The sequence below is a fragment of the Humidisolicoccus flavus genome (assembly GCF_045689595.1).
Taxonomy (GTDB): Bacteria; Actinomycetota; Actinomycetes; order Actinomycetales; family Microbacteriaceae; genus Humidisolicoccus; species Humidisolicoccus flavus.
In genome coordinates this window covers 1,075,150-1,099,955 of record NZ_CP142724.1, presented here as the reverse complement: position 1 = coordinate 1,099,955, position 24,806 = coordinate 1,075,150, and the positions used below count along the sequence as shown (strand labels likewise).

Sequence of the window (24,806 nt, the reverse complement as noted above, 5' to 3'; positions counted from 1 at the left end):
CTCTCGGCATTCGCCGCGCTCCTAGTTTTGTGCGCGGAGTGACCATGCGGCATCTGATCCGCCATGGCCATATGCCACCTCCCCAACGAGCATCTGCCCGGGGGCCCATTTTATGAAGGAGAACTCGCGAAGATGACTTCCGAGACCACTGAAACACTTCCAGCAGCCGAGGGTTCGCCCGAAGAAGCTCCGAAGAAGCGCACCCGCCGAGCCAGCACGAAGACCGTGACTGCTGAGGCGCCTGCAACGAACGACGCCTCCACGGAGGCACCTGCCGCAGAAGCGGCCCCGAAGAAGCGCGCGACTCGCAAGAAGGCTGAGACCACCGAGAGCGCCGCCGCATCCGGTGAGCAGTCCGCAGCCCCGGCTGCGGACGCAGCGAGCGAGGGCGAAGCGCCGAAGCGCACTCGTCGTGCCTCGACCCGCACCACGAAGGCTGCAGCTGCAAGCGAAGGCGACGCAGCTGTCGCGCCGAGCAGTGCATCCGACTCGGCCAGCGCCGAGGCAGCGGGCAACGACTCCGCGACGACTGACACGGCACCGGCAAAGCGCACGCGTCGCTCGAGCTCGAAGTCCGCATCGGCAGCCGAGTCGAGCGACTCGAACACCGGCTCTGAGGCGAAGGACGCCAAAGAGTCGAACAGCAGCGACTCCGGCAACGCAGATTCCAAGAACACCGAGTCGAAGAACAACGACTCGAACGATTCGAACGCCAACGACTCGAAGAACAACGACTCGAACGGCAACCGCAACGACAACGGTGACGACCGCGAAGAGCGCTCGACCCGGAACCGGAACCGGAACAACCGCGGCGGCAACGACAACAACGGTCGTGGAAACCGCAACAACCAGGACAACAACCGCGGCGGTAACCAGAACAACCAGGACAACAACCGCGGTGGCAACCAGAACGACCAGAACGATGGCGAAGGCGGCAACCGTCGCAACCGTCGCGGTCGTGGTGGCAACAGCGGCGGCCAGACGCAGGTCGAGGTCGACAACCGCGGAGGCCGCGGCAACAACAGCCGCTTCCGTGACCGCAACAAGCGCGGCGGCCGTGGCCCAGGCGACGACTTCGAGCCAGAGATCAGCGAAGACGACGTTCTGCTGCCGGTCGCTGGAATCCTCGACGTGCTCGACAGCTACGCGTTCGTGCGCACCTCCGGCTACCTGCCAGGCAACAACGACGTGTATGTCTCGCTCGGCCAGGTCAAGAAGTACAACCTTCGCAAGGGCGATGCAGTCGTCGGTGCGATCCGCCAGCCTCGCGAGGGCGAGAACCAGTCCAGCACTCGCCAGAAGTTCAACGCCATCGTGCGCGTTGACTCGGTCAACGGTGCGACCGTCGAAGAGGCGGGCAAGCGTGTTGACTTCTCGAAGCTGACTCCGCTCTACCCGCAGGACCGCCTGCGTCTCGAGACCACACCGAACAAGTTGTCGACCCGAGTCATCGACCTCGTTTCGCCAATCGGTAAGGGACAGCGTGGATTGATCGTCGCTCCGCCGAAGGCCGGAAAGACGCTCATCATGCAGGCGATCGCGAACGCGATTGCAGAGAACCACCCAGAAGTGCACCTCATGGTCGTCCTCGTCGACGAGCGCCCCGAAGAAGTCACCGACTTCCAGCGCACAGTGAAGGGCGAAGTGATCGCTTCGACCTTCGACCGTCCGGCAGACGACCACACGACCGTCGCGGAACTCGCGATCGAGCGTGCGAAGCGCCTCGTCGAACTCGGTCACGACGTTGTCGTGCTCCTCGACGGCATCACGCGCCTCGGCCGTGCATACAACCTCTCGGCTCCGGCCTCGGGTCGTATTCTCTCCGGTGGTGTCGATTCGTCCGCGCTCTACCCGCCGAAGCGTTTCTTCGGTGCGGCACGCAACATCGAAGACGGCGGATCCCTCACGATCCTCGCGACCGCGCTCGTCGAGACCGGTTCGAAGATGGACGAAGTGATCTTCGAAGAGTTCAAGGGAACCGGCAACATGGAGCTGCGTCTGTCGCGCTCGATGGCTGACAAGCGGATCTTCCCAGCGGTCGACATCAATGCCTCCAGCACCCGTCGCGAAGAGATGCTCATGGGCGTCGACGAGACCAAGGTCATCTGGAAGCTGCGTCGTGCGCTTGCAGGGCTCGAGCAGCAGCAGTCGCTCGAACTCGTACTCAAGAACCTCAAGGACACGCAGTCGAACGTCGAGTTCCTCATGAAGGTTTCGAAGTCGATGCCAACTGTCGGTGGCCAGGAGTAATTGATGTTCGAATCGGTCGAAGGGCTGCTCTCTGAGCACGGTGAGCTTGAAAAGCAGCTCTCCGAACCGGAGTTGCACAGCGATCCGGTTCGCGCCAAGAAGGTCAACCGTCGGTACGCCGAGATCTCGCAGATCAAAGCCGCCTACGAAACCTGGAAGGGTGCCGGCGAAGACCTCTTCGCGGCCCGCGAACTGGCAAAAGAAGACGAAGCATTCGCAGAAGAAGTGCCCGCGCTCGAAGAGCTCGAGCACAACTCCGCGGAGAAGCTGCGCCGACTCCTGATCCCTCGTGACCCAGACGATGGCCGTGACGTCATCATGGAGATCAAGGGCGGTGAAGGCGGCGAAGAAAGCGCCTTGTTCGCTGCAGATCTCCTGCGGATGTACCAGCACTATGCAGAATCGCGTGGCTGGAAGACCGAGCTGCTGGAGAACAACAAGAGCGACATGGGCGGCTTCAAAGACGTCCAGATCGCGATCAAGGGTTCGTCGAACGATCCGGCTGAGGGCGTGTGGGCTTCCTTGAAGTACGAGGGCGGCGTGCACCGAGTGCAGCGCGTCCCAGCGACCGAATCGCAGGGCCGCATCCACACCTCGACGACCGGTGTGCTCGTCTTTCCCGAGGTTGACGAGCCTGAAGAGGTCGACATCAACCAGAACGATCTGAAGATCGACGTGTTCCGCTCCTCCGGCCCCGGTGGCCAGAGCGTCAACACGACCGACTCCGCGGTTCGCATCACGCACCTTCCGACCGGCATCGTCGTTTCGATGCAGAACGAAAAGTCCCAGCTGCAGAACCGGGAGGCTGCGATGCGTGTGCTTCGCGCTCGCATCCTGGCGAAGCAGCAGGAAGAGATCGATGCGCTCGCTTCTGACGCTCGAAAGAGTCAGATCCGGACGATGGATCGGTCAGAGCGCATTCGCACCTACAACTTCCCGGAGAACCGCATTGCGGATCACCGCACGGGCTACAAGTCGTACAACCTTGACGCAGTGATGAACGGTGCCCTCGGCCCCGTGATCGAATCCTGCATCTCGGCCGACGAAGAGTCTCGGCTGCAGGCGATCGGCGACGAAAGCTGACACCAGTGCGGCGTGCTCGCACGCTCCTGTGCAACGGGGTGCTCCTTCAGGAGCACCCCGTTTTCGTGCGCGAGGAACTCCGCTGCATCTGAGCAATACGCTGTGACCATGCAGCGTGAGGTCGATGAGCAGGTCGATCGAATTCAGGCGCGCGCGGAACACGTCGATGCGCCGGTTGTTGTGCTCACGTGCGGTGCAGCCGGAGCGGGCAAGACCACGCTCGCGAAGGCGCTCGAAACGCAGGGATTCCGACGCTTTTCTTATGATGAGGAGTTCTGGGCGCGGGGGTATCGGAATGAATTCCCGCCGAGTGCTGAGATCCGTCAGATCGAGGCGCGGATGCAGGCTGCAATCGTCGAGCTGCTCGGACGAGGGCACAATCTCGTGCTCGACTTCTCGTTCTCGACCCGGGCGGTGCGCGACGAATATCGAGCGCTCATCGAGGAAGCCGGCGGGAGCGTCGTGCTCGCGTACTTCGATGTCCCGATCGACACGCTTCGGGAGCGGATCGCGCTGCGAAGTCGTGAGTACCACGCGAATGCGTTCCGATTGAGCGATGCGACGCTTCAGCGGTACGTCGAAGGCTTCGAGCGCCCAAGCGCCGAGGAGTTTCCGCTCGTGTTCGGCGTTGGTTCCCCGCAGTCTTAGCGGTCGGCACCAATGACGCGAGCGGGGATGCCGACGAGGGTCACGCCATTGGGCGCGTCGTTCACGACCACCGCGTTCGCGCCGATCCGGACGTCATCGCCGATCGTGATTGCGCCGATGAGCTTGGCGCCCGCGCCGATCAGGACACGGTTTCCAACGGTGGGGTGACGCTTGACGGGCGCATCAGCGCTGCCGCCGAGCGTCACTCCGTGGTAGATCAGCACATCGTCACCGACGATCGCGGTCTCACCGATCACGACACCCATGCCGTGATCGATGAAGACGCGTCGGCCGAGTTGCGCTCCCGGGTGAATCTCGATTCCCGTGAGGAACCGGGTGAACTGTGAACCGAGCCGAGCAAAAAAGCGCAAGCCCTTCGTCCAGAGCAGGTGATTCCAACGGTGAGCCCAGACGGCGTGCAGGCCTGAATACGTGAGCCAGATCTCGAAAGATCCGCGCGCCGCAGGGTCGCTCCCGCGGGCAGCACGGATGTCCTCACGGACTGAGAAGAAGCTCATTCGAAGGTGGCCTTGTGTGAGAGGGAAGCCGAACGGTTATTCGCCTGCGAGATCTTTGTAGATCGGGAGGCTCAGGTACCGCTCGCCGGTGTCGCAAGTGATGAACACGATCGTCTTGCCCGCGTTCTCTGGCCGCTTGGACACTTCGATCGCTGCCCAGAGTGCTGCGCCCGAGGAGATGCCCGCGAAGATCGCTTCTTTCGCGGTGAGCTCGCGCGCGGTTGCGACCGAGTCGTCGAAGGTGACGTCGATGATCTCGTCGTAGACGGAGCGATCGAGCGTGTTCGGGACGAAGTTCGGGCCGATGCCCTGGATCTTGTGCGGCCCCGGGGTGCCTTCGGTGAGCAGGGGAGAGTCGATCGGCTCGACACCGATGATCTGGATCTCCGGGTTCTTCTCCTTCAGGAACTTGCCGACGCCGCTGAGCGTTCCGCCGGTGCCGATGCCTGCGACGAAGATGTCGACCTTGCCGTCGGTGTCTTCCCAGATCTCCGGGCCCGTGGTCTTGTAGTGCATCTGCGGGTTCGCATCATTGTCGAACTGGCGGGCGAGGATCGCACCGGGCGTCGATTCGACGATTTCCTTCGCCTTGGCGACGGCGCCCTTCATTCCCTCTGCCCCCGGGGTGAGCACGAGCTCTGCGCCGAAGGCCGCAACGACGGAGCGTCGCTCGAACGACATGGTGTCGGGCATCGCGAGGATCACGCGGTAGCCGCGTGCCGCACCGAGCATTGCCAGGCCGATGCCGGTGTTGCCGCTCGTGCCCTCGACGATCGTTCCGCCGGGCTTCAGTTCGCCCGAGGCTTCGGCCGCTTCGATGACCGCGAGCGCGAGGCGGTCTTTCACACTCGCACCCGGGTTGAAGAATTCGAGTTTGGCGAGCACGTCTGCGCCGCCTGTGTTGAGCTGATTGATCCGGACCAGTGGGGTCCGACCGATCGTGGTCGTAATGTCATCGTGAATGCGTGGCATGGTGAGACCTTTCGAAGTGTTGGACCGTCCAAGAGTTATCGTACGGTTGCCCTTGCTCAATGGTACGAGTTCGAAGAACCTCGTGGAGTTGCGTTACATTCCCACAGTGTCTTCTCTTAGCCTCGACGAACTGATCAACGGCGCCAACCGGCTCCTTGCCGATGCGGGCGTCTCGCCCGGGCCTGACGCCGAGATCCTTGCCGCGAGGGCCTTTGACATCGAGGTGTCCAGGCTCCGGATGCAGCGTGCAATCGGAACGAACCTGTCGGAGCTCAGTAACGACGAGGCCGCGGCACTGGAGTTGTTCTCCTCGTTCATCGAGCGCCGAGCAAATCGCGAACCCTTGCAGCACATCACTGGCCGAGCACACTTTCGAACGATCGAGCTTCGAGTCGGACCGGGTGTCTTCGTCCCTCGTCCTGAGACCGAGGTGCTGGTGGGAATCGTGCTCGATGCAATCGCAGATGTCGAGTCCCCAACCATCGTCGACCTCGGCAGCGGCAGTGGTGCGATCGCGCTCTCGATTGCGAGCGAGCGGCCCGACGCGCACGTGACCGCGGTCGAGGGGAGCGGTGCCGCCTACCCGTGGCTCCGACAGAATGCGGCGCTGATTGCACCGCGCGTCGAGACCCTGCACGGTGATTTCACGCTGGTCCGTGAACGAATGCGCGGCACGGTCACCGTGATCGTGTCGAACCCGCCGTACGTCCCGGAGGGGATGGTGCCGCACGATCCGGAGGTTCGACTGTTCGACCCCGAGGCTGCACTGTATTCCGGGAGGGACGGTCTCGATGCGATTCGCAGGATCAGTGCGCTCGGGCTCGAACTCGCCGCGCCGAGTGCCTGGATCGCACTCGAACACGCCGAACATCAAGGGGAGCAGGTTCGTGCGATTCTCTCCGGCGACGGGTGGGCCGAGGCCACGACCGTGCAAGACCTGACGGGCCGTGATCGCTGCACGATCGCGAAGCGCTCGCGAAGCGCCGCGGAGGCAGTGGCCGTGGACGACCCCGCTCCGGGTGCATCGTCGTAGGCGACACGGTCGAGATCAGAATTTTAAGACCTCCTGCTTCACTTCGGTGACTTCCGAAGCCTCGCAGTACCATTGACCCGTGCCAATTCTTCATGACTGCAGTGTGCCGAGCGCGCTGCTCGAGGGAATGCGGCTCGCGCGACGAGCGATTGCCAGTGAACGACTGGTCGTTTTGCCAACGGACACCGTCTACGGTGTCGCGGCGGACGCGTTCTCGGCGCGTGCGGTCGCTGCCCTCCTCGCCGCGAAAGGTCGTGGCAGGCAATCGCCGCCACCCGTGTTGATTCACGGCCCGAGTCAGCTCGATGCGCTCTCCGCCTTCGTGCCGCCGCCCTTGCGCACGCTCGTCGACGAGTTCTGGCCGGGTGGACTCACGGTCATCACCCGTGCGCGGGAATCCTTGCACTGGGATCTCGGTGATACCGGCGGCACCGTCGCCCTGCGCATGCCGGACAACCCCATTGCGCTCGAACTGATCCAAGAAACCGGTCCGCTCGCCGTCTCGAGCGCGAACCTCACGGGACTTCCGGCAGCGATGACGGCAGCAGAAGCTGCCTCGATGCTCGGTGATTCGGTCGCGGTCTACCTTGAAGCAGGAGAAGCGGGTCAGAAGTACGGACTGCCTCCTGCGAAGGCTGCCTCGACCATTCTCGACACGAGCCAGTTCGAGACGCTCGGCACCTTCCAGATCGTGCGCGAGGGCGTTGTCTCCCGCGAAGCCCTGCTCGAGCACCTCGATGCGGGCATTTTGGCGGCGCCTGCATGATCTTCCTGCTCGTCGCCGGCGTCACCGCACTCGCGACCTTCCTCGCGAGCGCACTGACGCTTCGATTCGCACTCCGCTACAAGATCCACCCTCCCGTGCGGGAACGGGACGTGCATTCCGTGCCGACGCCTCGCCTGGGCGGCGTCGCCATGTTCCTCGGTGTGTGCGTCGCCTTCGCGACCGCAGCCTTTCTCCCGCAGTTCCAGAACGTCTTCGCTGACCCGGGCAGCGTCATCGCGCTGCTTGGCGCCACGCTCTTCATCGTCGTGATCGGGATCGCGGACGACCTGCTCGATCTCGACTGGATGATCAAGCTCGGCGCGCAGTTCCTCGCCGCGGGCCTCGTTGCGTGGCAGGGCGTGCAGATCTTGAGCCTGCCGATCGGTGGAATCACGGTCGGCTCGAGCACGATGTCGATGATCCTCACGATCTTCACAATCGTCCTCGTCATGAACGCGGTGAACTTCATCGACGGACTCGACGGACTCGTCGCCGGCGTCACGCTCATCGGAAGCGGCGCGTTCTTCGTCTACATCAACGTGCTCAGCCGCGACATGGGTCAGCAGAACACGTACTTCTCGCTCGCGAGCCTCATCACCGCGGTACTCATTGGTGCCTGCATCGGGTTCCTGCCGTACAACTGGCATTGAGCGAAGATGTTCATGGGTGATGCCGGTGCCCTCATGGTCGGCCTCCTCATGGCGACGAGTGCCATCGCCGTCACGGGCCAGATCGACCCGGCACTCGTGCAGGGGCGCTCGCAGATCCTTCCCGCGTTCATCCCGATCATCCTGCCGTTCGCGATCTTGCTGATGCCGCTGCTCGACTTCGGTCTCGCGGTGCTTCGCAGGGTGCTCAACGGTCGGAGCCCGTTTTCTGCCGACCGGAAGCACCTGCACCACCGGCTCCTCGACATGGGACACTCGCATCTGGGCGCGGTCCTGATCTTCTATTCGTGGACTGCGGTTGTCTCGCTCGGTTGCCTCATGTTCCTCGCATTCCCGTGGCAGATCTCGGTCGGTATCGTTGCCGTCGGGTTCCTCATCTGCGCGGTGCTCACCGCGCTTCCCGTGAGTAAGCGACTGTTCATGTCGCTGCGGGTCTTGATCCGTGAACGCTACCGTCCAAAAATCCGAAGGGGAAAGTCATGAAGCTGGCACCAATCATGCGGCGCATCCTGATCGGAGGAGTCGTGCTCTTGGCGATCCTCGGTCTTGCCGCTGCGGTGACGTCCGCGATCATGCCGCGAACCGAGATCTTGCCGATGGTGCTCTTTGCGCTCGGCTTCGGCGGTCTGTTCTTCGTGATCTCCGCGATCGGAATCCCGGTCGCCACGGTGATCTCGAAAGGCTCGATGAACTCGGGCGCGTTCTTCGGAACCCTTGTTTCATTCTGGATGGTCAAGTTCGTGGTCTTCCTGGTGCTGCTGTTCGCAGTGCGGGGCATGCGAGGCACGGAGCCCGGCCTGATCATGACCTTCGTCGTCGCGGCAATCGTTGCATCACTGATCTTCGACGCGATCGTGGTTGCGCTCAGCCGCAATGACCTCACACCGACACCGACGATGCCGGGCGAGCAGACGCTCGGCCGTCCGAAGCGCCCAGAGGGCGAAGCAAACACGACGACAGGAATCGGACGAGCTCGCAGCGTCCGTGCGAAGGAGAACGACCGATGACCCTTTCGAAGGCAATGCGCCGCGTCCTTGAAGTGATGGCGATCGCGGTCGGCATCGTCGCGGTCGCGGCGGCGATCATCGGATACTTCGCATTCGGCCTCCCCGGGCTCTGGAGCGGACTCATCGGGGGAGCGATGGCGCTCGTCTACTCGGGTGCAACCGTGGTGAGCATCATCGTGGCGAACCGCGTGAGCCTCAACAGTTTCCTTGCCGTGATTCTCGGTTTCTGGCTCGGAAAAATGGTCGTGTTCCTGCTCGTGATCGTGCTGCTTCGCGATCAGCCCTTCATCGTGCCGATCGTGCTCGTGGGCTCCATGCTCGTTTCGGCCGTGATCACCCTGGTGGTCGATGTTCTGGTGGTCATGCGGTCGCGGATTCCCGTGGTTGATGACCCGGCACCAACACAGTCGTCTTCGGCCTCCAGCGAAAAGTAAAACATCGCCCATTCAGTGGAATCTGGTCAAACTGGTATCCACAATCACTGAGTTCTTGATAGGCTCAATCTCGGCCCTAGTGCCCGAATATTCATTGTTCGGCATGGTGCCACCATCCGATCATCGCCAGCACGAGCACCGTGTTCGGCCCTGACCATGGAGACAGCGCTGCTAACTCACGTTACAAATTTTGTTGTGGTTGCCGCTGCTGGCGGCACCGATGGAGACGGCTTTCACGCCCCCGGAGTCTCCGAGTTCTTCCCTGACGCGCTGTTCTTTGAGGGCACCCCGTTCGAGATCAACCGGATCGTACTGGTTCGCCTGCTTGCCGTTGCAATTCTTCTGTTCCTCTTCTGGCTTGGACTTCGCAAGCCGAAACTGATCCCGGGGCGCGGTCAAAGCGTCGCCGAGCTCGGTCTCGGATTCGTGAAGAACCAGATCGCCGACGAGATCCTCGGAGAGCGCCTCGGGCGCAACTACCTTCCGTTGCTCGCCGGAACCTTCTGGGGAATCCTCGCGATGAACGTGACGGGTGTGATCCCGCTGCTGAACATTGCGGGAACCTCGATCTTCGTGATGCCGTTGATGTTCGCGCTCGCCGCGTACATCGCCTTCATCTACGCGGGCTTCAAAGAAGTAGGACCGGGCAAGTTCTTCAAGACGCAGTTGTTCCCCTCTGGGGTTCCCTGGCCGATCTACATCATCTTGACCCCGGTCGAGTTGCTGAACATCTTCATCGTTCGACCGCTCTCGCTCGCTTTGCGTTTGACGCTCAACATGATGGTCGGTCACCTGCTGCTCGTGCTCTGCTTCGCGGCAACGCACTTCTTCTTCTTCTCGACCTCGGGACTGACCACCCTCTTCGGTGGACTCACCCTCGTCGCGGGAATCGCCTTTACTGTCTTCGAACTCATCGTGGCGCTTCTGCAGGCCTACGTCTTCACACTTCTGACCGCTGTTTACATCCAACAGTCGGTCGAGGAACACTGATACGACGGTTCTCTTGAACCGCCCAACCGGAAGGAAAACTCCAAGTGGCTACTGAACCTCAGATTGCACTCGAGATCACAGGTAACCTCAACACGATCGGTTATGGCCTCGCAGCCATTGGCCCCGGTATCGGTGTTGGAATCGTTGCTGGTAAGACCGTTGAGGGCATTGCCCGTCAGCCAGAAATCGGTGGCCGCCTCCAGGTCACGATGTTCCTCGGTATCGCATTCGCTGAGCTCCTCGGACTCATCGGTGCTGCCTTCTACTTCCTCGGCTAGGAACAATCTTTATGCCATTCAATCTGCCACTTGCCGAAGGCAACGTCCCGGAAGGTATCGGGCTGTTCATCCCGGCCGTCTATGACGTCGTCTGGTCGCTCGTGCCCTTCGCGGGCATCATGGCGTTCTTCGTGTTCTTTGCGATCCCTCGGTTCCGCAAGATCATCGACGAGCGTGCCGCAGTGATCGAAGGCGGAATCAAGAAGGCTGAGAACGCGCAGGCCGAAGCTCAGGCAGCGCTCGAGGACTACAACCGTCAGCTCGCTGAGGCTCGCGCCGAAGCAAGCAACATTCGCGAGCAGGCTCGTGTTGACGGCGGTCGGATCCTCAGCGACCTGAAGACGCAGGCGCAGGCCGATGCAGACCGCATCACGCAGACCGCTCACGACCAGATCGAGGCCGAACGTCAGGCTGCACTTGCAAGCCTGAAGAAGGATGTCGGTTCACTCGCACTCGACCTGGCAAGCAGCGTCATCGGAGAAACCCTCGATGACAACGCAAAGGCGAATGCGGTCGTTGACCGATTCCTCACCGAACTCGAATCCGAGCAGAAAGCGAACGGGTAGGACCCAATGGGTAGCGCAACGAAACGATCTGAGGCGAAAGCGATTGACGCCTTCGCGCGCCTCGATTCGGTCACGTCAGAAACCGGCAGCGAGCTCCTGCAGCTCTCGCAGTTTCTCGACGCGAACCCTCAGGTAGTTTCAGCGCTCAACGACGCTGGAATCCAGGCCGACGACCGTGCCGCTCTCGCGGACCGCTTGTTTGCCTCGCTGGGAGAGCCGAGCCGCCTCGCACTTCGCCAGGCGGTCCAAGGATCATGGTCGAACGAACGCGAGTTCGTCGACGTGATCGAGCGACTCGGCCTCCGTGCACTGATTCAGCACTCTGGTGCCCCCGTTGGCGCCGAGGTGTTCGCATTCGCTCGGCTGATGCAGAGCAACCACGAGCTGGAGCTCGCCCTGAGCGACAAGCTCGCGGATCCAGCTCGCAAGTCGGAGCTCCTCAACCGTCTGCTCGGCAACTCCGTTGCTCCTGCGACGCTCGAGATCCTGCGTCACCTCGTCAGCCGCGAATCAAAGACGCGACTCCGGAAGCGACTCGAAACAGTCGTCGCCTTCGCGTCCGAGGTTCACGGCAACCGTTCCGCAACGGTCACGACCGCGACCCCGTTGACCGAGCAGCAACGCTCAGTCATCGCCGGTTCGATCCGTGCCTCGCACGGGGTCGATGTTGACCTTCATGAAATCGTCGATGCCTCTGTGCTCGGCGGTGTTCGAATTCTTCTCGGCAGCGAAGTGATCGACGGCAGCGTCGCAGCCCGCCTCGCCGGCCTCCGACGTGAGCTTGTTGGCGCCCACTAGGCGCGAACGACAAAAGACAGATAAGAGAGAACAGCAATGGCAGAACTCACCATTAACTCAGATGAGATCCGCAGTGCACTGCAGGACTTCGCGAAGTCGTACACTCCTTCCGGCTCGACCGCGACCGAGGTAGGCCACGTCGTCGACGCCGCTGACGGCATCGCACACGTCGACGGTCTCCCCGGCGTCATGGCGAACGAACTCGTTCGTTTCGCAGACGGCACCCTCGGCCTTGCGCAGAACCTCGACGAGGCACAGATCGGTGTCGTCGTTCTCGGTGAATTCGGCGCAATCGCAGAAGGTATGGAAGTCACCCGTACCGGCGAGGTTCTCTCGGTTCCAGTCGGTGACGGCTACCTCGGTCGCGTTGTCGACCCGCTGGGAAACCCGATCGACGGACTCGGCGACATCGCTTCCGAAGGCCGCCGCGCACTCGAACTGCAGGCACCTGGTGTTATGCAGCGCAAGAGCGTGCACGAGCCACTCGAAACCGGTATCAAGGCAATCGACGCCATGATCCCAGTCGGTCGTGGACAGCGTCAGCTCATCATCGGTGACCGCCAGACCGGCAAGACCGCGATCGCGATCGACACGATCATCAACCAGAAGGCGAACTGGGAATCCGGCGACGTCAACAAGCAGGTTCGCTGCATCTACGTTGCTGTCGGCCAGAAGGGCTCGACGATTGCTTCCGTGAAGGGCGCACTCGAAGACGCCGGTGCAATGGAGTACACGACCATCGTCGCGTCCCCGGCATCTGACCCCGCAGGATTCAAGTACCTCGCTCCGTACACCGGCTCGGCAATCGGCCAGCACTGGATGTACGGCGGCAAGCACGTCCTCATCATCTTCGATGACCTGTCGAAGCAGGCAGAGGCCTACCGTGCAGTCTCCCTGCTGCTCCGTCGCCCACCGGGACGCGAGGCATACCCGGGTGACGTCTTCTACCTCCACTCCCGTCTGCTCGAGCGCTGTGCAAAGCTCTCGGACGAACTGGGCGCAGGATCGATGACCGGTCTGCCGATCATCGAGACGAAGGCGAACGACGTCTCGGCATACATCCCGACGAACGTGATCTCGATCACCGACGGCCAGATCTTCCTCCAGTCCGACCTCTTCAACGCCAACCAGCGTCCAGCGGTCGACGTCGGTATCTCCGTCTCCCGTGTTGGTGGTGACGCGCAGGCCAAGAGCATCAAGAAGGTTTCCGGAACGCTCAAGCTCGAGCTCGCGCAGTACCGCTCGCTCGAAGCATTCGCGATGTTCGCATCAGACCTCGACCAGGCAAGCCGCCGCCAGCTCGCTCGTGGTGCTCGCCTGACCGAGCTCCTGAAGCAGCCGCAGTACTCGCCGTACCCCGTTGAGGAACAGGTCGTCTCGATCTGGGCCGGCACCAACGGCAAGATGGACGAAGTCGCCGTCGAAGACATCCTCCGTTTCGAAGGTGAACTCCTCGAGCACCTGCGTCACAACTCCGACCTGCTGACGACCATTCGCGAGAAGGGTGCGCTCTCGGACGAGATCCTCAGCGCGCTCGAGACTGAGGTCGACGACTTCCGCAAGGGATTCCTCGCGGGCAACGGACAGGGCATCGGCGCTCCGGGCACTGAAGCTGACGCAGGCAAGCACGACGCCGACTCGATCGACCAGGCGAAGATCGTCAAGGGTCGTCGCTGATCCATGGGTGCACAGCTCAGGGTCTACACGCAGAAGATTAAGTCTGCGCAGACGACCAAAAAGATCACGAAGGCGATGGAGCTCATCTCCGCGTCTCGTATTCAGAAGGCGCTCGCTCGTGTCGAGTCGTCGTCGCCGTACACCCGCGCGGTCACTCGCGCGGTCGGTGCGGTTGCGACGTTCTCGAACGAGGAGCACCCGCTGACGACGGAGCGCCCGGAGATCAAACGAGCTGCAATGGTCGTCGTCACGAGCGACCGCGGTCTTGCTGGTGCGTTCAACTCGCAGATTCTTCGCGAGGCGCAGCAGCTCACCGACGCCTTGACGGCCGAGGGCAAAGAGATCGACTACTACCTCGTCGGTCGGAAGGCAGTCGGGAACTTCCAGTTCCGTCGCCGTCCGTTCCTGCGTGACTGGGTCGGTCAGACCGATACCCCGACGCCAGCGATGGCTCAGGAGATCGCGGACATCGTCATCGAGCAGTACCTCAAGGGTGGCGAAGATGGCGGCGTCGACGAGATCCACGTCGTGTACAACCGCTTCGTCAGCATGATGACGCAGGAACCGCAGACCATGCGCCTCCTGCCACTCGAAGTTGTCGAAGAAGACGAGAGCGATGCTCCCACGAGTAACGAGGTCTTCCCGTTGTACTCCTTCGAGCCAGACCCAGCCGGTGTGCTCGACGCACTCCTGCCCGTATACATCGAGAGCCGTATTTTCAATGCGCTCTTGCAGTCGTCCGCTGCGAAGCAGGCGGCCACCCAGAAGGCAATGAAGTCGGCGTCCGATAACGCAGACAAGCTCATCACGGACTACACGCGTTTGAAGAACAATGCGCGTCAAGCCGAGATCACGCAGCAGATTTCCGAAATCGTGGGCGGCGCTGACGCCCTGAGCTCGGCGAAGTAGTCAGGAAAGGCACAGAATGACCATCACAGATCCGCAGGTGCAGACCGCAGTCGGTCGCATCGCCCGTGTTACGGGTCCTGTTGTCGACATCGAGTTCCCGCACGATGCGATTCCCGCTGTCTACAACGCACTGAAGACTGACGTCACCATCGAGGGCGAGACCGCAGAGATCACGCTCGAGGTTGCACAGCACCTCGGCGACGACCTCGTTCGCGCAATCGCACTGAAGCCGACCGACGGTCTGGTTCGTGGACAGGAAGTCCGCGACACCGGCGAGTCGATCACGGTGCCAGTCGGCGACGTCACCAAAGGCAAGGTCTTCAACGTCATCGGTGAAGTCCTCAACTCGGACGAGGCGATCGAGGTTTCCGAGCGTTGGTCGATCCACCGCAAGGCACCAGCATTCGACCAGCTCGAGTCGAAGACGCAGCTGTTCGAAACCGGCATCAAGGTCATCGACCTCCTCACCCCGTACGTGCAGGGTGGAAAGATCGGTCTCTTCGGTGGTGCAGGTGTCGGAAAGACCGTTCTGATCCAGGAAATGATCCAGCGCGTTGCGCAGGACCACGGTGGTGTTTCGGTGTTCGCCGGTGTTGGTGAGCGTACCCGTGAGGGCAACGACCTCATCCACGAAATGGAAGAAGCGGGCGTCTTCGACAAGACCGCACTCGTCTTCGGCCAGATGGACGAGCCACCGGGAACGCGTCTTCGCGTTGCACTGTCGGCACTCACGATGGCGGAGTACTTCCGCGACGTGCAGAAGCAGGACGTTCTCCTCTTCATCGACAACATCTTCCGCTTCACGCAGGCAGGTTCTGAGGTTTCCACGCTGCTCGGCCGTATGCCTTCTGCTGTGGGTTACCAGCCGAACCTCGCGGACGAGATGGGTCTCCTCCAGGAGCGCATCACCTCGACGCGTGGTCACTCGATCACCTCGCTGCAGGCAATTTACGTTCCTGCTGACGACTACACCGACCCGGCCCCGGCGACCACCTTCGCGCACCTCGATGCAACCACCGAGTTGTCTCGTGAAATCGCGTCGAAGGGTCTCTACCCAGCAGTGGACCCGCTGACCTCGACGAGCCGTATTCTCGACCCTCGCTACCTCGGTGAAGACCACTACCGTGTTGCAACGACGGTCAAGCAGATCCTGCAGAAGAACAAGGAACTCCAGGAGATCATCGCGATCCTCGGTGTTGACGAGCTCTCCGAAGAAGACAAGATCGTCGTCTCGCGTGCGCGTCGTATCCAGCAGTTCCTCTCGCAGAACACCTACATGGCGAAGAAGTTCACCGGTGTTGAGGGTTCGACCGTTCCGCTCAAGGAGACCATCGAATCCTTCGATGCAATCGCCAAGGGTGAGTTCGACCACGTTGCGGAGCAGGCCTTCTTCAACGTCGGTGGCATCACCGACGTCGAGGCGAAGTGGGCTCAGATCCAGAAGGAGAACGGCTAATGCCGCTTTCCGTCAGCATCGTGTCGGCCGACCAGGAAATCTGGTCGGGCGAGGCGAAGCAGGTTGTTGCTCGCACCACTGAGGGCGAGATCGGAATCCTGAGTGGCCACGAGCCTCTGCTCGCGGTCCTCGGCAATGGTGAGGTTCGAGTGACGTCGGAAGACGGCACCGTGCTGCACATCAACGCCGACGAGGGCTTCCTCTCGGTCAACCGTGACAACGTTGAAGTCGTTGCAAGGGACGCCGCACTGCAATCATGATCATTCTCCTGCCTCCCTCCGAGACGAAATCTCGAGGCGGAGCAGGAGCACCGCTCGACGCGGCCAGCTTGGGATTCCCGAGCCTGGCCGCGTCTCGCGTTGCAGCCCTCTCTGCTCTCGAACGGCTCGTCGCCGCAGGCCAAGACGAGTCGACGCCAGCCAAGCGTGCCGCTGCTGCGGACAACGCTGCGGTATCGACCTCGCCGACGGTGCCGGCGATCGAGCGATACACCGGTGTCCTGTACGACGCGCTCGATGCGCGAACGCTCGACAATGAGGCTCGGGCTTGGCTCGGACGCCATGTTGTTGTGCACTCGGCGTTGTTCGGCCTGGTTCGGGCGAACGATCTGATTCCCGCCTACAAGATCTCCAGCACTTCGAAGTTGCCAGGGACATCAATGGGCAAGCTCTGGAAGCCCGTGATTGCCGAGACGCTCGACCAACTGCCCGGTCCGCTGCTCGACCTGCGAAGCGGGACGTACCGCGCGCTCGGGCCGGGAGCTCAGGCGAAGTCGGTGCACGTCGTCGAGCGCGACGAAACTGGGGCGACTCGGGCCTTGAATCACTGGAACAAGCGCGGCAAGGGGCTGTTCGTCCGTGCGCTTGCGCAGGCGGCCGCTGAGATCTCCTCCATCGACGACCTCATTGAGGTGGCTCGGGAGGCAGGTCAGCGACTGTCTCTTGAGAACGAGGAACTGGTACTCGTGGCAAGCCGCTGAGTCGCACCCTGCGTGATGCGTCTTCGTTGCCTCGCGCGGGAGGCGGGGCGGTCGTAGGATCGAGACATGAGTGATGTCTCCCTACGGTCCCTTGGTTCCAGCGATCTTCTTGTCAGCACGGTCGGGCTCGGATGTAACAACTTCGGGCGCCGCGGCACGATCACGGAAGATCAGCGCGGCACAGACGCCGTAATCTTCGCTGCGATCGACGCGGGGATCACGCTCTTCGATACCGCCGACATGTACGGCGGCGCTCCTGCCGAGAGCGAGACGATGATGGGCAAGTCGCTTCGTGGCACTCGCGATCAGATCGTGCTCGCCACGAAGTTCGGACACGCAGACTTCCCGATGCCTGGTACGGAGGAGTACGGGGCGAAGGGCGGTGCGCAGTACATCCGCTTTGCGCTGGAAGCCTCGCTCCGACGCCTGCAAACAGACTGGATCGACCTGTACCAACTGCACACGCCCGATCCGCAGACGCCGATCGCCGAAACGCTCGAAGCGCTGGCGGAGCACGTGCAAGCCGGAAAGATCCGGTACATCGGGCACAGTAACTTCTCGGCCGAACAGATCGCCGAGGCAGCAGATGCTGCCCGTGACCTCGGGCTGCCGGCCTTCGTCAGCGCGCAGAGCGAGTACAGCTTGCTGCGGCGCGAGGTCGAACGTGAAGTGCTGCCCGCAGTCTCGCAGTACGGCCTGGGATTCCTGCCGTACTTCCCGCTGTTCAACGGGCTCCTCACCGGCAAGTACACGCGCGAGGGACGTCCGGCGGACGCGCGCCTGACGAAACTGAAACCCCAGATTCTCGAAGACGTGAACTGGAGCGTCCTGGAGGAGTATCAGCGCATCGCTGATCGATTCGGTGTCTCGATGCTCGAAGCGACGTTCGCTTGGCTCTTGGCGCAGCCGACGGTTTCCAGTGTGATCGCAGGAGCGACGAGTGCGGAGCAGATCCGCACGAATGCGGCGGCGGGTACGGTGGTGCTCCCGCTCGAAGCGGTCGAGGAGATCACAGCACTCTTCAAAGCCTGAACTTCCTGCGAAGCACAAAAAGAGGCCCCGTTTCCGGGGCCTCTTTCTTGTGGTGAATCAAATTACGGCATGAGTACCGAGTCGATCAGGTAGACCGTAGCGTTTGCAGTCTGAACTCCACCGCAGATGACGTTTGCGCCATCAACCATGAGCTCGTCGCCGCTACCGGTGACCTCAACGGTGGTTCCCTGAACCGTGGTGTGCTCTCCGGCGATTGCATCAGGTGCAACCTGGCCAGGAACCACGTGGTAGGTCAGGATGTCGGTCAGCATTGCCGAGTCGGTCTTCAGCGTCTCGATCGTTGCGTCGTCGATCATCGCGAATGCTTCGTCAACTGGTGCGAAGACGGTGAACTCCGAGCCGTTCAGCGTGTCAACGAGGTTGACATCTGGGTTCAGGCCACCGGAGACCGCTGCGGTGAGGGTGGTCAGGAGTGGGTTGTTCGAGGCTGCGACTGCGACTGGGTCAGCAGACATACCCTGAACTGAGCCGGCTCCGTCTGGCACTGCTTCTGCGTATGCTGCGCAGCCTGGGCCGACGAGGTTCGCAAATGCTGCGTCATCCATGTCCGACATTTCCTCTGAAGCCGAGGGCTCCATGGTTTCGGCTGGTGCGCTGCTGCTTGCCATTGGCTCTTCGCTCTCCATTGAGTCGCCACTTGCACAGCCTGCGAGCCCGAGTACGGCGATCGCAGAGAGTGAGAGTGCCGTGAGCGTGTTCCGTGAAGTTGTTCGCATGAGACTTTCTCCTTCGATATACGGCCGCTTTGGCCGGGTGCCCTGTTGGGCTGGTCATGAAGGGATTCGGAGCCCCGAGAGATTCGGATTGAAAAAAGTTTGAAAAAGTTTTTTCGGCCCATTCCCATCCGATCGGAGGTGCACACCGAACTACTCAATAGACCTTGCCAAGGAGGCAATCATGATTTCGTTAGCGCTGATCGGCTTTTTCGGGGGCCTGATCACGGGTATCTCCCCGTGCATCCTCCCCGTGCTCCCAGTGATCTTCTTTAGTGGAGGAGTCCAGGGCGCTCGAAAGACCAAAACAAAAGGAGCAGTTGACACGAAGTCAGCTGCTTCGAAGACCGCCTCGGGCGACGGCGCTGTCGCCGTCACCGTCAAGGATGATGTCGAGGAGAAGGTTGCAGAGCCATCGCGCTGGCGTCCATACCTGGTCATTCTCGGCCTCGTGGTGAGCTTCAGCCTCTTCACCCTTGTCGGTTCGCTCATTCTCGGACTCCTCGGACTCCCGGGCGATGTCCTTCGTTGGGCCGGACTGATCGTGCTGCTGCTGATCGGTATCGGACTGATCATCCCGAAGTTCGAAGCGATTCTCGAAAAGCCGTTCTCCTGGATCCCGCAGAAGAACGTCAACACTGAACGTGGTGGCTTCTTCCTCGGGATCGCGCTCGGTGCGGTGTATGTGCCGTGCGCCGGTCCAGTGCTCGCAGCGATCACCGTTGCCGGCTCGACCGGGCGAATCGGAGTGGAGACGGTCGTCCTGACGGTCACCTTCGCACTCGGTGCTGCGATCCCGCTGCTGTTCTTCGCCCTTGCGGGTCGCCGCGTTGCAGAGCGAGTGAAGTCGTTCCGCAAGCACCAGCGCAAGATCCGCGTGATCGGTGGCGTCACGATGATCGCGCTCGCGATCGGTCTCGTGTTCAACGTTCCACAGGCGATCCAGCGACTGCTGCCGGACTACACGGCTGCACTGCAGGACCAGTTCAACAATTCTGAAGAAGTCGCCGAAGCGCTGGGCTGGGGCGGCATCGTGAACGAGCAGAACAAGAACCTCGACAAGTGCGACAGCGGTGCGACGGAATTGCAGAGCTGCGGCACGGCGCCGGACATCCAAGGGATCACAGACTGGTTCAATACCCCGAACAACGAGGCGATTGATTTGAAGGATCTCGAAGGCCAGGTCGTTCTGATCGACTTCTGGGCATACTCCTGCATCAACTGCCAGCGTTCGATTCCGCACTCGGTTGCGTGGAACGAGGCATACGAGGACGCTGGATTGCAGGTCATCGGAATCCACTCACCGGAGTACGCCTTCGAGAAGGAACTCCGCAACGTGAAGGCCGGCGCCGAAGACTTCGGCATCACCTACCCGGTTGCGCTCGACAACTCGCTTTCGACCTGGACCAACTACCGCAACCGGTATTGGCCAGCGCACTACCTGATCGACGCGGAGGGCACTGTCCGTCACGTCAAGTTCGGTGAAGGCGGATACGAGACGACTGAGAAGTTGATCCGAGAACTCCTCCTTGAGGCGAACCCGGACGCTCAGCTTCCAGGCGAGACGGACACGGATGACGTGACTCCAGAGCTCGGTTCGACCACTCCCGAGACGTTCCTCGGATCGACGAAGGCAGTGAACTTCGGCGGCACGGAGGCATACACGGCGGGGGAGCGCGATTACACCTTCCCCGAGGATCAGTCGCCGAACACCTTCGCACTCGATGGGGCGTGGAAGCTCGAGACGCAATCGATCACGCCACAGGGTGAGGAAGCGACCATCGGTCTCGAATACGAGGCCTCGGAGGTCCGAGTTGTTCTCAGTGGAAGTGGCACGGTCGAAGTGAATGTCGACGGTGAGATGCAAACGATCGAAGTCGATGGCACGCCACGCTCGTACGAGCTCTATAAGGGGGATGCGCAAGATGGGCGGATCGAACTTACTGTCGGTGCTGGAGTCTCGGCCTTCTCCTTCACCTTCGGGTGATCGAGGAGCGTTCGGGAATGTTTCAAATGCAAATGAGAGAGGTGATCGATATGACATGCTTGACGACGTGGTGGATGACACGGAAGACAGAACTGCGCGGGGGAGTATCGATCTCCTCCTCAGGCGCTCCGGCTCCGGAGATCAGGCAGCGTTTGCTGAACTCTACGATGCAGTTTCGGCACGGGTCTTTGGCTTGGTCAAACGACTCCTTGTCGATCGCGCACAGGCTGAGGAGGTGACGCAAGAAGTGTTCCTCGAAATTTGGCAGTCAGCGGCGAAGTTCAACGAGCAAAAGGGCAACGCGGTCTCCTGGATGTTGACGATCGCCCACCGCCGCTCGGTCGACCGGATCCGTTCCTCGCAGGCAAGCCATGATCGCGATCTCGCGGTCGGTGTTCGAGACATCGAGGCTCCTCGAGACGGCGTCTCAGAGCTGGCAGAACTCAGGATCGAGCACGAGCGCGTCTTGCAGGCTCTCGCAACATTGAGCGCGACGCACAGGGAGGCGATCTCGCTCGCTTACTATGGTGGCCTTTCGCAGAGCGAAGTGGCCGAACGACTTTCTGTGCCGCTCGGCACAGTGAAAACCAGAGTCCGAGACGGACTCGCACGACTTCGAGAAGCATTGGGGGTGACATCATGAATGACAACAAACGTCCAGACGAGTACGACGATCGCGAACTGTTCGACACCGCATCGTTGCTCGGCGATATCTATGAAGAGGAGCCACCGGCTTCACTTCGCGCGAGCATCCTCGACCAGATCGCCGTGACCCCGCAGCTTCCTGCAGACGAAGTGCGCGACGAAAACGATGCCGATGACGATCGTGAGCCGGCGATGGCGGGCGGCTCCACGCCGCAGCCGGTCGGTCGTGCAGAAGCAGCGGCACAACGCCGGTGGTTCAGCAAGCCGATCTCGGTCACGCTCCTCGCGGCAGCTTCCGTTGCGGCAATTGTTGGTGTCGTCTTCGGTGCGAACTGGCCCGGTGCGAACGGCTGGGGTGCCCAGCAGGAGTTCAACACGATCCAGGCTGCAAGCGACGCCGTCGAGACGACGGTCGCAATGGAGTCCGGTGCTGAAGTCACCGTGCACTGGTCAGCGGAACTCGGCCAGGCAGCGATTTCGGTCGATGGCATGGAAGCGCCAGAACCTGGAAAGACCTACGAGCTCTGGTTCATCACCGAGGAGGGGGCAACCCCTGCTGGAACTTTCGTTCCCGGTGACGACGGAGCGACGTGGCGTGTCCTGGAGGGGGAATCCGGGCCTGTGACCACAGTCGGCATCACGGTCGAGCCGGAAGGGGGCTCTGAACAGCCCACGACCGATCCGATCCTGCTGGTCGAACTGTAGGCGCAGTTGAAGCCGCTGTTGGCGGGCGCGGGAGCATGAGCCCTATCTCGCCCGCCAGCAGCCTTCGACGTGGTCATCCACGAGCCCCGCGGATTGCATGAGGGCGTACATCGTGGTTGGCCCGACGAATTTGAACCCACGATGCTTCAGCGCCTTGCTGAGCGCGATTGATTCGGGTGTGACTGCCGCGATCTCCTCGAGCGCGCGTGGTCGCGGCTGGCTCGGCTCTGGAACGAAACTCCACACGAGCGCATCCAGCGCCCCGGGCTCCGATTCGACCATCGAGTGCACGACAGCAGCGTTGTGCACCGTGGCGAGGACCTTTGCTCGGTTGCGAATGATCGCCGGGTTCTGCATTGCCGCCTCGATCTCTGCGTCGCTGAAGCTTGCGACCCGGGCTGGTGCAAAGTCATGGAACACGGCCCGAAAGCCTGGCCGACGCTTCAGGATCGTGATCCAGGAGAGTCCAGACTGGAAGGCTTCGAGACTGATCTTCTCGAAGAGCGCGCGGTCGCCTCGGAGCGGAACACCCCACTCTTCGTCGTGGTAGCGCTCGTACTCCGCGTCCGCCCCGACCCAGGCGCAGCGAGGACGACCGTCTTCACCGACCACGAGTGAAGCTCGCGCGACCTCGGTCATCGAGTGCCCCAGTTGTAATGCTGCTTCACGAGCCTGAGATACATGAAGGTTTCGGTTGAGACGACCCCCTCTGTTTCGCGGATGCGATGGTTGAGGAGGTCGATAAGGCCGTCATCGTCTGCACAGACCACTTCGGCGAGGATGTCGAACGAGCCGGCCGTGAGCACCACGTAGTCGATCTCGGGCATGCTCGCGAGTTCGTCGGCAATGTTCGTCGCATTCCCGCGGGTGCGGATGCCGATCATCGCCTGCCGCTCGAACCCCAATTGCATCGGGTCAGTGACCGCGACGATTTGCATGACGCCCGATTCGGTGAGCCGCTGGACGCGCTGCCGCACCGCTGCCTCGCTCAGCCCCACCTCTCGCCCGATCTCCGCGTAGGAGCGGCGTCCGTCGACTTGGAGTCGCTCGATGATCGCCTTGGAGAGCTCATCGATCTGAGGTGAGCGAGGGCGCTCGTGAGCGGGGAGGTTTGGCATGCTTCGATTCTCTCGTTCGGTATGGCGTCGTTCAAGTGATTCCGTCGTGAGAGCGTGCCGAGAGCACAGAATCCGCAGGTTACATCTGGCAAGGCTGGGGGTTACGATAACTCCATGACTGCACTGCGGAACTTTATCAATGGCGAATATCGTGAAGCTCGCGGGGACGATTCGATCGATCTGATCGACCCCTCGACCGGAGAAGTGTACGGAACGAGTCCGGTGTCGAACGAAGCGGACATCGATGCGGCGTTCTCTGCTGCGAGCAAGGGCTTCGAGCAGTGGCGCAATACGACTCCCGGAGAACGCCAGTTGGCGCTCTTCCGAATCGCAGACGCGCTGGAGGCCCGCGCCGACGAATTCGCGAAACTCGAGAGTCAAGACACGGGCAAGCCGCTCGGCAGCCTCGTCGAAGACGAAATCCTCGTCTCGGTCGACCAGATTCGCTTCTTCGCAGGCGAAGCTCGACACCTCGAAGGCAAGTCCGCGGGCGAGTTCATGGAGAACCACACCTCATTCGTTCGTCGAGAGCCCATCGGGGTCGTCGGCCAGATCACCCCGTGGAACTACCCGCTCAACATGGCGGTCTGGAAGTTCGCCCCGGCGCTCGCGGCGGGGAATGCGACCGTCCTGAAACCGAGCGACACGACTCCGCAGAGCACGCTGCTCATGGCGGAGGTCGCAGCCGAGTTCCTGCCGGCGGGCGTGTTCAACGTCGTGGTCGGCGACCGCTCGAGCGGTGCCGCGATGATCGATCACAAGACGCCGCAGATGGTTTCGATCACCGGTTCGGTGCGCGCGGGCATGGCGGTGGCGAAAGCTGCCTCCGCGGATCTGAAGCGCACGCACCTCGAACTCGGTGGGAAGGCGCCCGTCATCGTGTTCGATGATGCCGATGTGCAGCTCGCCGTCGAGGGAATCGCGGCAGCCGGATACTTCAACGCCGGTCAGGACTGCACTGCTGCGACTCGGCTCATGGTGCAGGAGGGCATCCACGACGAGTTCCTTGCGGCACTGCGCGCATACATCGCGAGTGACATCAAAACAGGGATGCCGAACGACCCCGACTCGTTCTTCGGCCCGGTCAACAACATCAATCAGCTCGAACAGGTCTCAGGCTTCATCGACCGGCTCCCGGACCACGCCGTGATCGAGACCGGTGGAACCGCTCGCGAGGGCAACGGCTACTTCTATGAGCCGACACTCGTGTCCGGGTTGCAGCAGGACGACGAGGCGATCCAGACCGAAATCTTCGGCCCCGTCATCACGGCGCAGAAGTTCTCGACCGAGGAAGAGGCGCTGCGCAACGCGAACGGCGTGCTCTACGGCCTCGCATCGAGTGTGTGGACGAGCGATCACGGCCGCGCCATGCGGTTCGCCCGCGAGCTCGATTTCGGCTGCGTCTGGATTAACACCCACATCCCGCTCGTTGCAGAAATGCCGCACGGAGGCTTCAAACACTCTGGGTACGGGAAGGATCTCTCCGCGTACGGCTTCGAGGACTACACACGAATTAAGCACGTGATGTCCTTCATCGGCACCTCGGCGTGATT

Annotated in this window: 28 protein-coding genes; 23 read left to right on the top strand and 5 right to left on the bottom strand. The window is 61.8% G+C overall.

Going from position 1 to position 24,806, the window contains the following annotated elements; genetic code table 11:
* Positions 1-132 precede the first annotated feature (132 nt).
* From rho to U2H20_RS05215, 3 genes are all read left to right on the top strand, one after another.
* Positions 133-2,250, top strand: a complete 2,118-nt coding sequence (gene rho, locus U2H20_RS05225; RefSeq protein WP_430593435.1) for a transcription termination factor Rho — start codon at positions 133-135, stop codon at positions 2,248-2,250.
* Positions 2,251-2,253: 3 nt separating this feature from the next.
* A complete protein-coding gene (gene prfA / locus U2H20_RS05220) occupies positions 2,254-3,333 on the top strand; it encodes a peptide chain release factor 1 (protein WP_430593434.1) in 1,080 nt (359 codons plus the stop codon).
* A 108-nt stretch (positions 3,334-3,441) separates the two neighbouring features.
* A complete protein-coding gene (locus U2H20_RS05215; RefSeq protein ID WP_430593433.1) occupies positions 3,442-3,981 on the top strand; it encodes an AAA family ATPase in 540 nt (179 codons plus the stop codon).
* Here the strand turns inward: U2H20_RS05215 and epsC are convergent.
* Positions 3,978-4,499, bottom strand: a complete 522-nt coding sequence (gene epsC / locus U2H20_RS05210; protein ID WP_430593432.1) for a serine O-acetyltransferase EpsC — start codon at positions 4,497-4,499, stop codon at positions 3,978-3,980. The two genes, U2H20_RS05215 and epsC, sit on opposite strands and share 4 nt — an antisense overlap.
* A gap of 36 nt (positions 4,500-4,535) precedes the next feature.
* A complete protein-coding gene (gene cysK / locus U2H20_RS05205; RefSeq protein WP_430593431.1) occupies positions 4,536-5,471 on the bottom strand; it encodes a cysteine synthase A in 936 nt (311 codons plus the stop codon).
* A gap of 106 nt (positions 5,472-5,577) precedes the next feature.
* Between cysK and prmC the strand changes: the two genes are divergently transcribed.
* From prmC to U2H20_RS05125, 16 genes are all read left to right on the top strand, one after another.
* Positions 5,578-6,504, top strand: a complete 927-nt coding sequence (gene prmC / locus U2H20_RS05200) for a peptide chain release factor N(5)-glutamine methyltransferase (RefSeq protein ID WP_430593430.1) — start codon at positions 5,578-5,580, stop codon at positions 6,502-6,504.
* A 79-nt stretch (positions 6,505-6,583) separates the two neighbouring features.
* Entirely contained in the window at positions 6,584-7,270 is a 687-nt protein-coding gene (locus U2H20_RS05195) for an L-threonylcarbamoyladenylate synthase (RefSeq protein ID WP_430593429.1), read from the top strand.
* Positions 7,267-7,920, top strand: coding sequence for an MraY family glycosyltransferase (locus tag U2H20_RS05190; protein WP_430593428.1), 654 nt, complete (start codon positions 7,267-7,269; stop codon positions 7,918-7,920). The genes U2H20_RS05195 and U2H20_RS05190 overlap by 4 nt, the downstream gene beginning before the upstream one ends.
* Positions 7,921-7,932: 12 nt before the next feature.
* Positions 7,933-8,421 (top strand): hypothetical protein, encoded by a 489-nt coding sequence (locus U2H20_RS05185; protein WP_430593427.1) that lies wholly within the window; start codon positions 7,933-7,935, stop codon positions 8,419-8,421.
* Complete coding sequence (locus tag U2H20_RS05180) at positions 8,418-8,945, top strand: hypothetical protein (RefSeq protein ID WP_430593426.1); 528 nt, start codon at positions 8,418-8,420, stop codon at positions 8,943-8,945. The genes U2H20_RS05185 and U2H20_RS05180 overlap by 4 nt, the downstream gene beginning before the upstream one ends.
* Positions 8,942-9,379, top strand: a complete 438-nt coding sequence (locus U2H20_RS05175; protein WP_430593425.1) for a hypothetical protein — start codon at positions 8,942-8,944, stop codon at positions 9,377-9,379. The genes U2H20_RS05180 and U2H20_RS05175 overlap by 4 nt, the downstream gene beginning before the upstream one ends.
* A gap of 195 nt (positions 9,380-9,574) precedes the next feature.
* Positions 9,575-10,369: a F0F1 ATP synthase subunit A gene (atpB, locus tag U2H20_RS05170; RefSeq protein ID WP_430593424.1), complete on the top strand. Its 795-nt coding sequence runs from the start codon at positions 9,575-9,577 to the stop codon at positions 10,367-10,369.
* A gap of 44 nt (positions 10,370-10,413) precedes the next feature.
* Complete coding sequence (gene atpE, locus U2H20_RS05165; protein ID WP_430593423.1) at positions 10,414-10,647, top strand: ATP synthase F0 subunit C; 234 nt, start codon at positions 10,414-10,416, stop codon at positions 10,645-10,647.
* Positions 10,648-10,658: 11 nt separating this feature from the next.
* Positions 10,659-11,213: a F0F1 ATP synthase subunit B gene (locus U2H20_RS05160; protein ID WP_430593422.1), complete on the top strand. Its 555-nt coding sequence runs from the start codon at positions 10,659-10,661 to the stop codon at positions 11,211-11,213.
* A 6-nt stretch (positions 11,214-11,219) separates the two neighbouring features.
* Positions 11,220-12,011, top strand: coding sequence for an ATP synthase F1 subunit delta (gene atpH, locus U2H20_RS05155; protein ID WP_430593421.1), 792 nt, complete (start codon positions 11,220-11,222; stop codon positions 12,009-12,011).
* A gap of 36 nt (positions 12,012-12,047) precedes the next feature.
* Positions 12,048-13,688 (top strand): F0F1 ATP synthase subunit alpha, encoded by a 1,641-nt coding sequence (gene atpA, locus U2H20_RS05150; protein ID WP_430593420.1) that lies wholly within the window; start codon positions 12,048-12,050, stop codon positions 13,686-13,688.
* A 3-nt stretch (positions 13,689-13,691) separates the two neighbouring features.
* A complete protein-coding gene (locus U2H20_RS05145; RefSeq protein WP_430593419.1) occupies positions 13,692-14,597 on the top strand; it encodes a F0F1 ATP synthase subunit gamma in 906 nt (301 codons plus the stop codon).
* A gap of 16 nt (positions 14,598-14,613) precedes the next feature.
* Positions 14,614-16,053: a F0F1 ATP synthase subunit beta gene (gene atpD / locus U2H20_RS05140; RefSeq protein ID WP_430593418.1), complete on the top strand. Its 1,440-nt coding sequence runs from the start codon at positions 14,614-14,616 to the stop codon at positions 16,051-16,053.
* Positions 16,053-16,313, top strand: coding sequence for a F0F1 ATP synthase subunit epsilon (locus U2H20_RS05135; protein ID WP_430593417.1), 261 nt, complete (start codon positions 16,053-16,055; stop codon positions 16,311-16,313). The genes atpD and U2H20_RS05135 overlap by 1 nt, the downstream gene beginning before the upstream one ends.
* A complete protein-coding gene (locus tag U2H20_RS05130; RefSeq protein WP_430593416.1) occupies positions 16,310-17,032 on the top strand; it encodes a YaaA family protein in 723 nt (240 codons plus the stop codon). Before U2H20_RS05135 ends, U2H20_RS05130 begins: the two co-directional genes overlap by 4 nt.
* Positions 17,033-17,098: 66 nt before the next feature.
* Positions 17,099-18,064 (top strand): aldo/keto reductase, encoded by a 966-nt coding sequence (locus U2H20_RS05125; RefSeq protein WP_430593415.1) that lies wholly within the window; start codon positions 17,099-17,101, stop codon positions 18,062-18,064.
* Positions 18,065-18,126: 62 nt separating this feature from the next.
* On the opposite strand, the gene U2H20_RS05120 is transcribed toward U2H20_RS05125, so the two are convergent.
* On the bottom strand, positions 18,127-18,801 hold the full coding sequence (locus U2H20_RS05120; RefSeq protein ID WP_430593414.1) for a fasciclin domain-containing protein: 675 nt from the start codon (positions 18,799-18,801) through the stop codon (positions 18,127-18,129).
* A gap of 181 nt (positions 18,802-18,982) precedes the next feature.
* Between U2H20_RS05120 and U2H20_RS05115 the strand changes: the two genes are divergently transcribed.
* The 3 genes from U2H20_RS05115 to U2H20_RS05105 are packed head-to-tail and all read left to right on the top strand — an operon-like array spanning position 18,983 to position 22,135.
* On the top strand, positions 18,983-20,785 hold the full coding sequence (locus U2H20_RS05115) for a cytochrome c biogenesis protein DipZ (RefSeq protein WP_430593413.1): 1,803 nt from the start codon (positions 18,983-18,985) through the stop codon (positions 20,783-20,785).
* Between the two features lie 55 nt (positions 20,786-20,840).
* Positions 20,841-21,428, top strand: a complete 588-nt coding sequence (gene sigK, locus U2H20_RS05110) for an ECF RNA polymerase sigma factor SigK (protein ID WP_430593412.1) — start codon at positions 20,841-20,843, stop codon at positions 21,426-21,428.
* Entirely contained in the window at positions 21,425-22,135 is a 711-nt protein-coding gene (locus tag U2H20_RS05105; protein WP_430593411.1) for an anti-sigma factor, read from the top strand. Before sigK ends, U2H20_RS05105 begins: the two co-directional genes overlap by 4 nt.
* Before the next feature lie 42 nt (positions 22,136-22,177).
* On the opposite strand, the gene U2H20_RS05100 is transcribed toward U2H20_RS05105, so the two are convergent.
* Both U2H20_RS05100 and U2H20_RS05095 read right to left on the bottom strand, forming a co-directional pair.
* Positions 22,178-22,774, bottom strand: a complete 597-nt coding sequence (locus U2H20_RS05100; protein WP_430593410.1) for a DNA-3-methyladenine glycosylase I — start codon at positions 22,772-22,774, stop codon at positions 22,178-22,180.
* The gene (locus U2H20_RS05095) at positions 22,771-23,253 is read right to left on the bottom strand and encodes an Lrp/AsnC family transcriptional regulator (RefSeq protein ID WP_430593409.1); all 483 of its coding nucleotides are present in this window, start codon (positions 23,251-23,253) and stop codon (positions 22,771-22,773) included. The genes U2H20_RS05100 and U2H20_RS05095 overlap by 4 nt, the downstream gene beginning before the upstream one ends.
* 114 nt (positions 23,254-23,367) lie before the next feature.
* On the opposite strand from U2H20_RS05095, the gene U2H20_RS05090 reads away from it, so the two are divergent.
* Positions 23,368-24,804, top strand: coding sequence for a gamma-aminobutyraldehyde dehydrogenase (locus U2H20_RS05090; protein WP_430593408.1), 1,437 nt, complete (start codon positions 23,368-23,370; stop codon positions 24,802-24,804).
* Positions 24,805-24,806: the final 2 nt, after the last annotated feature.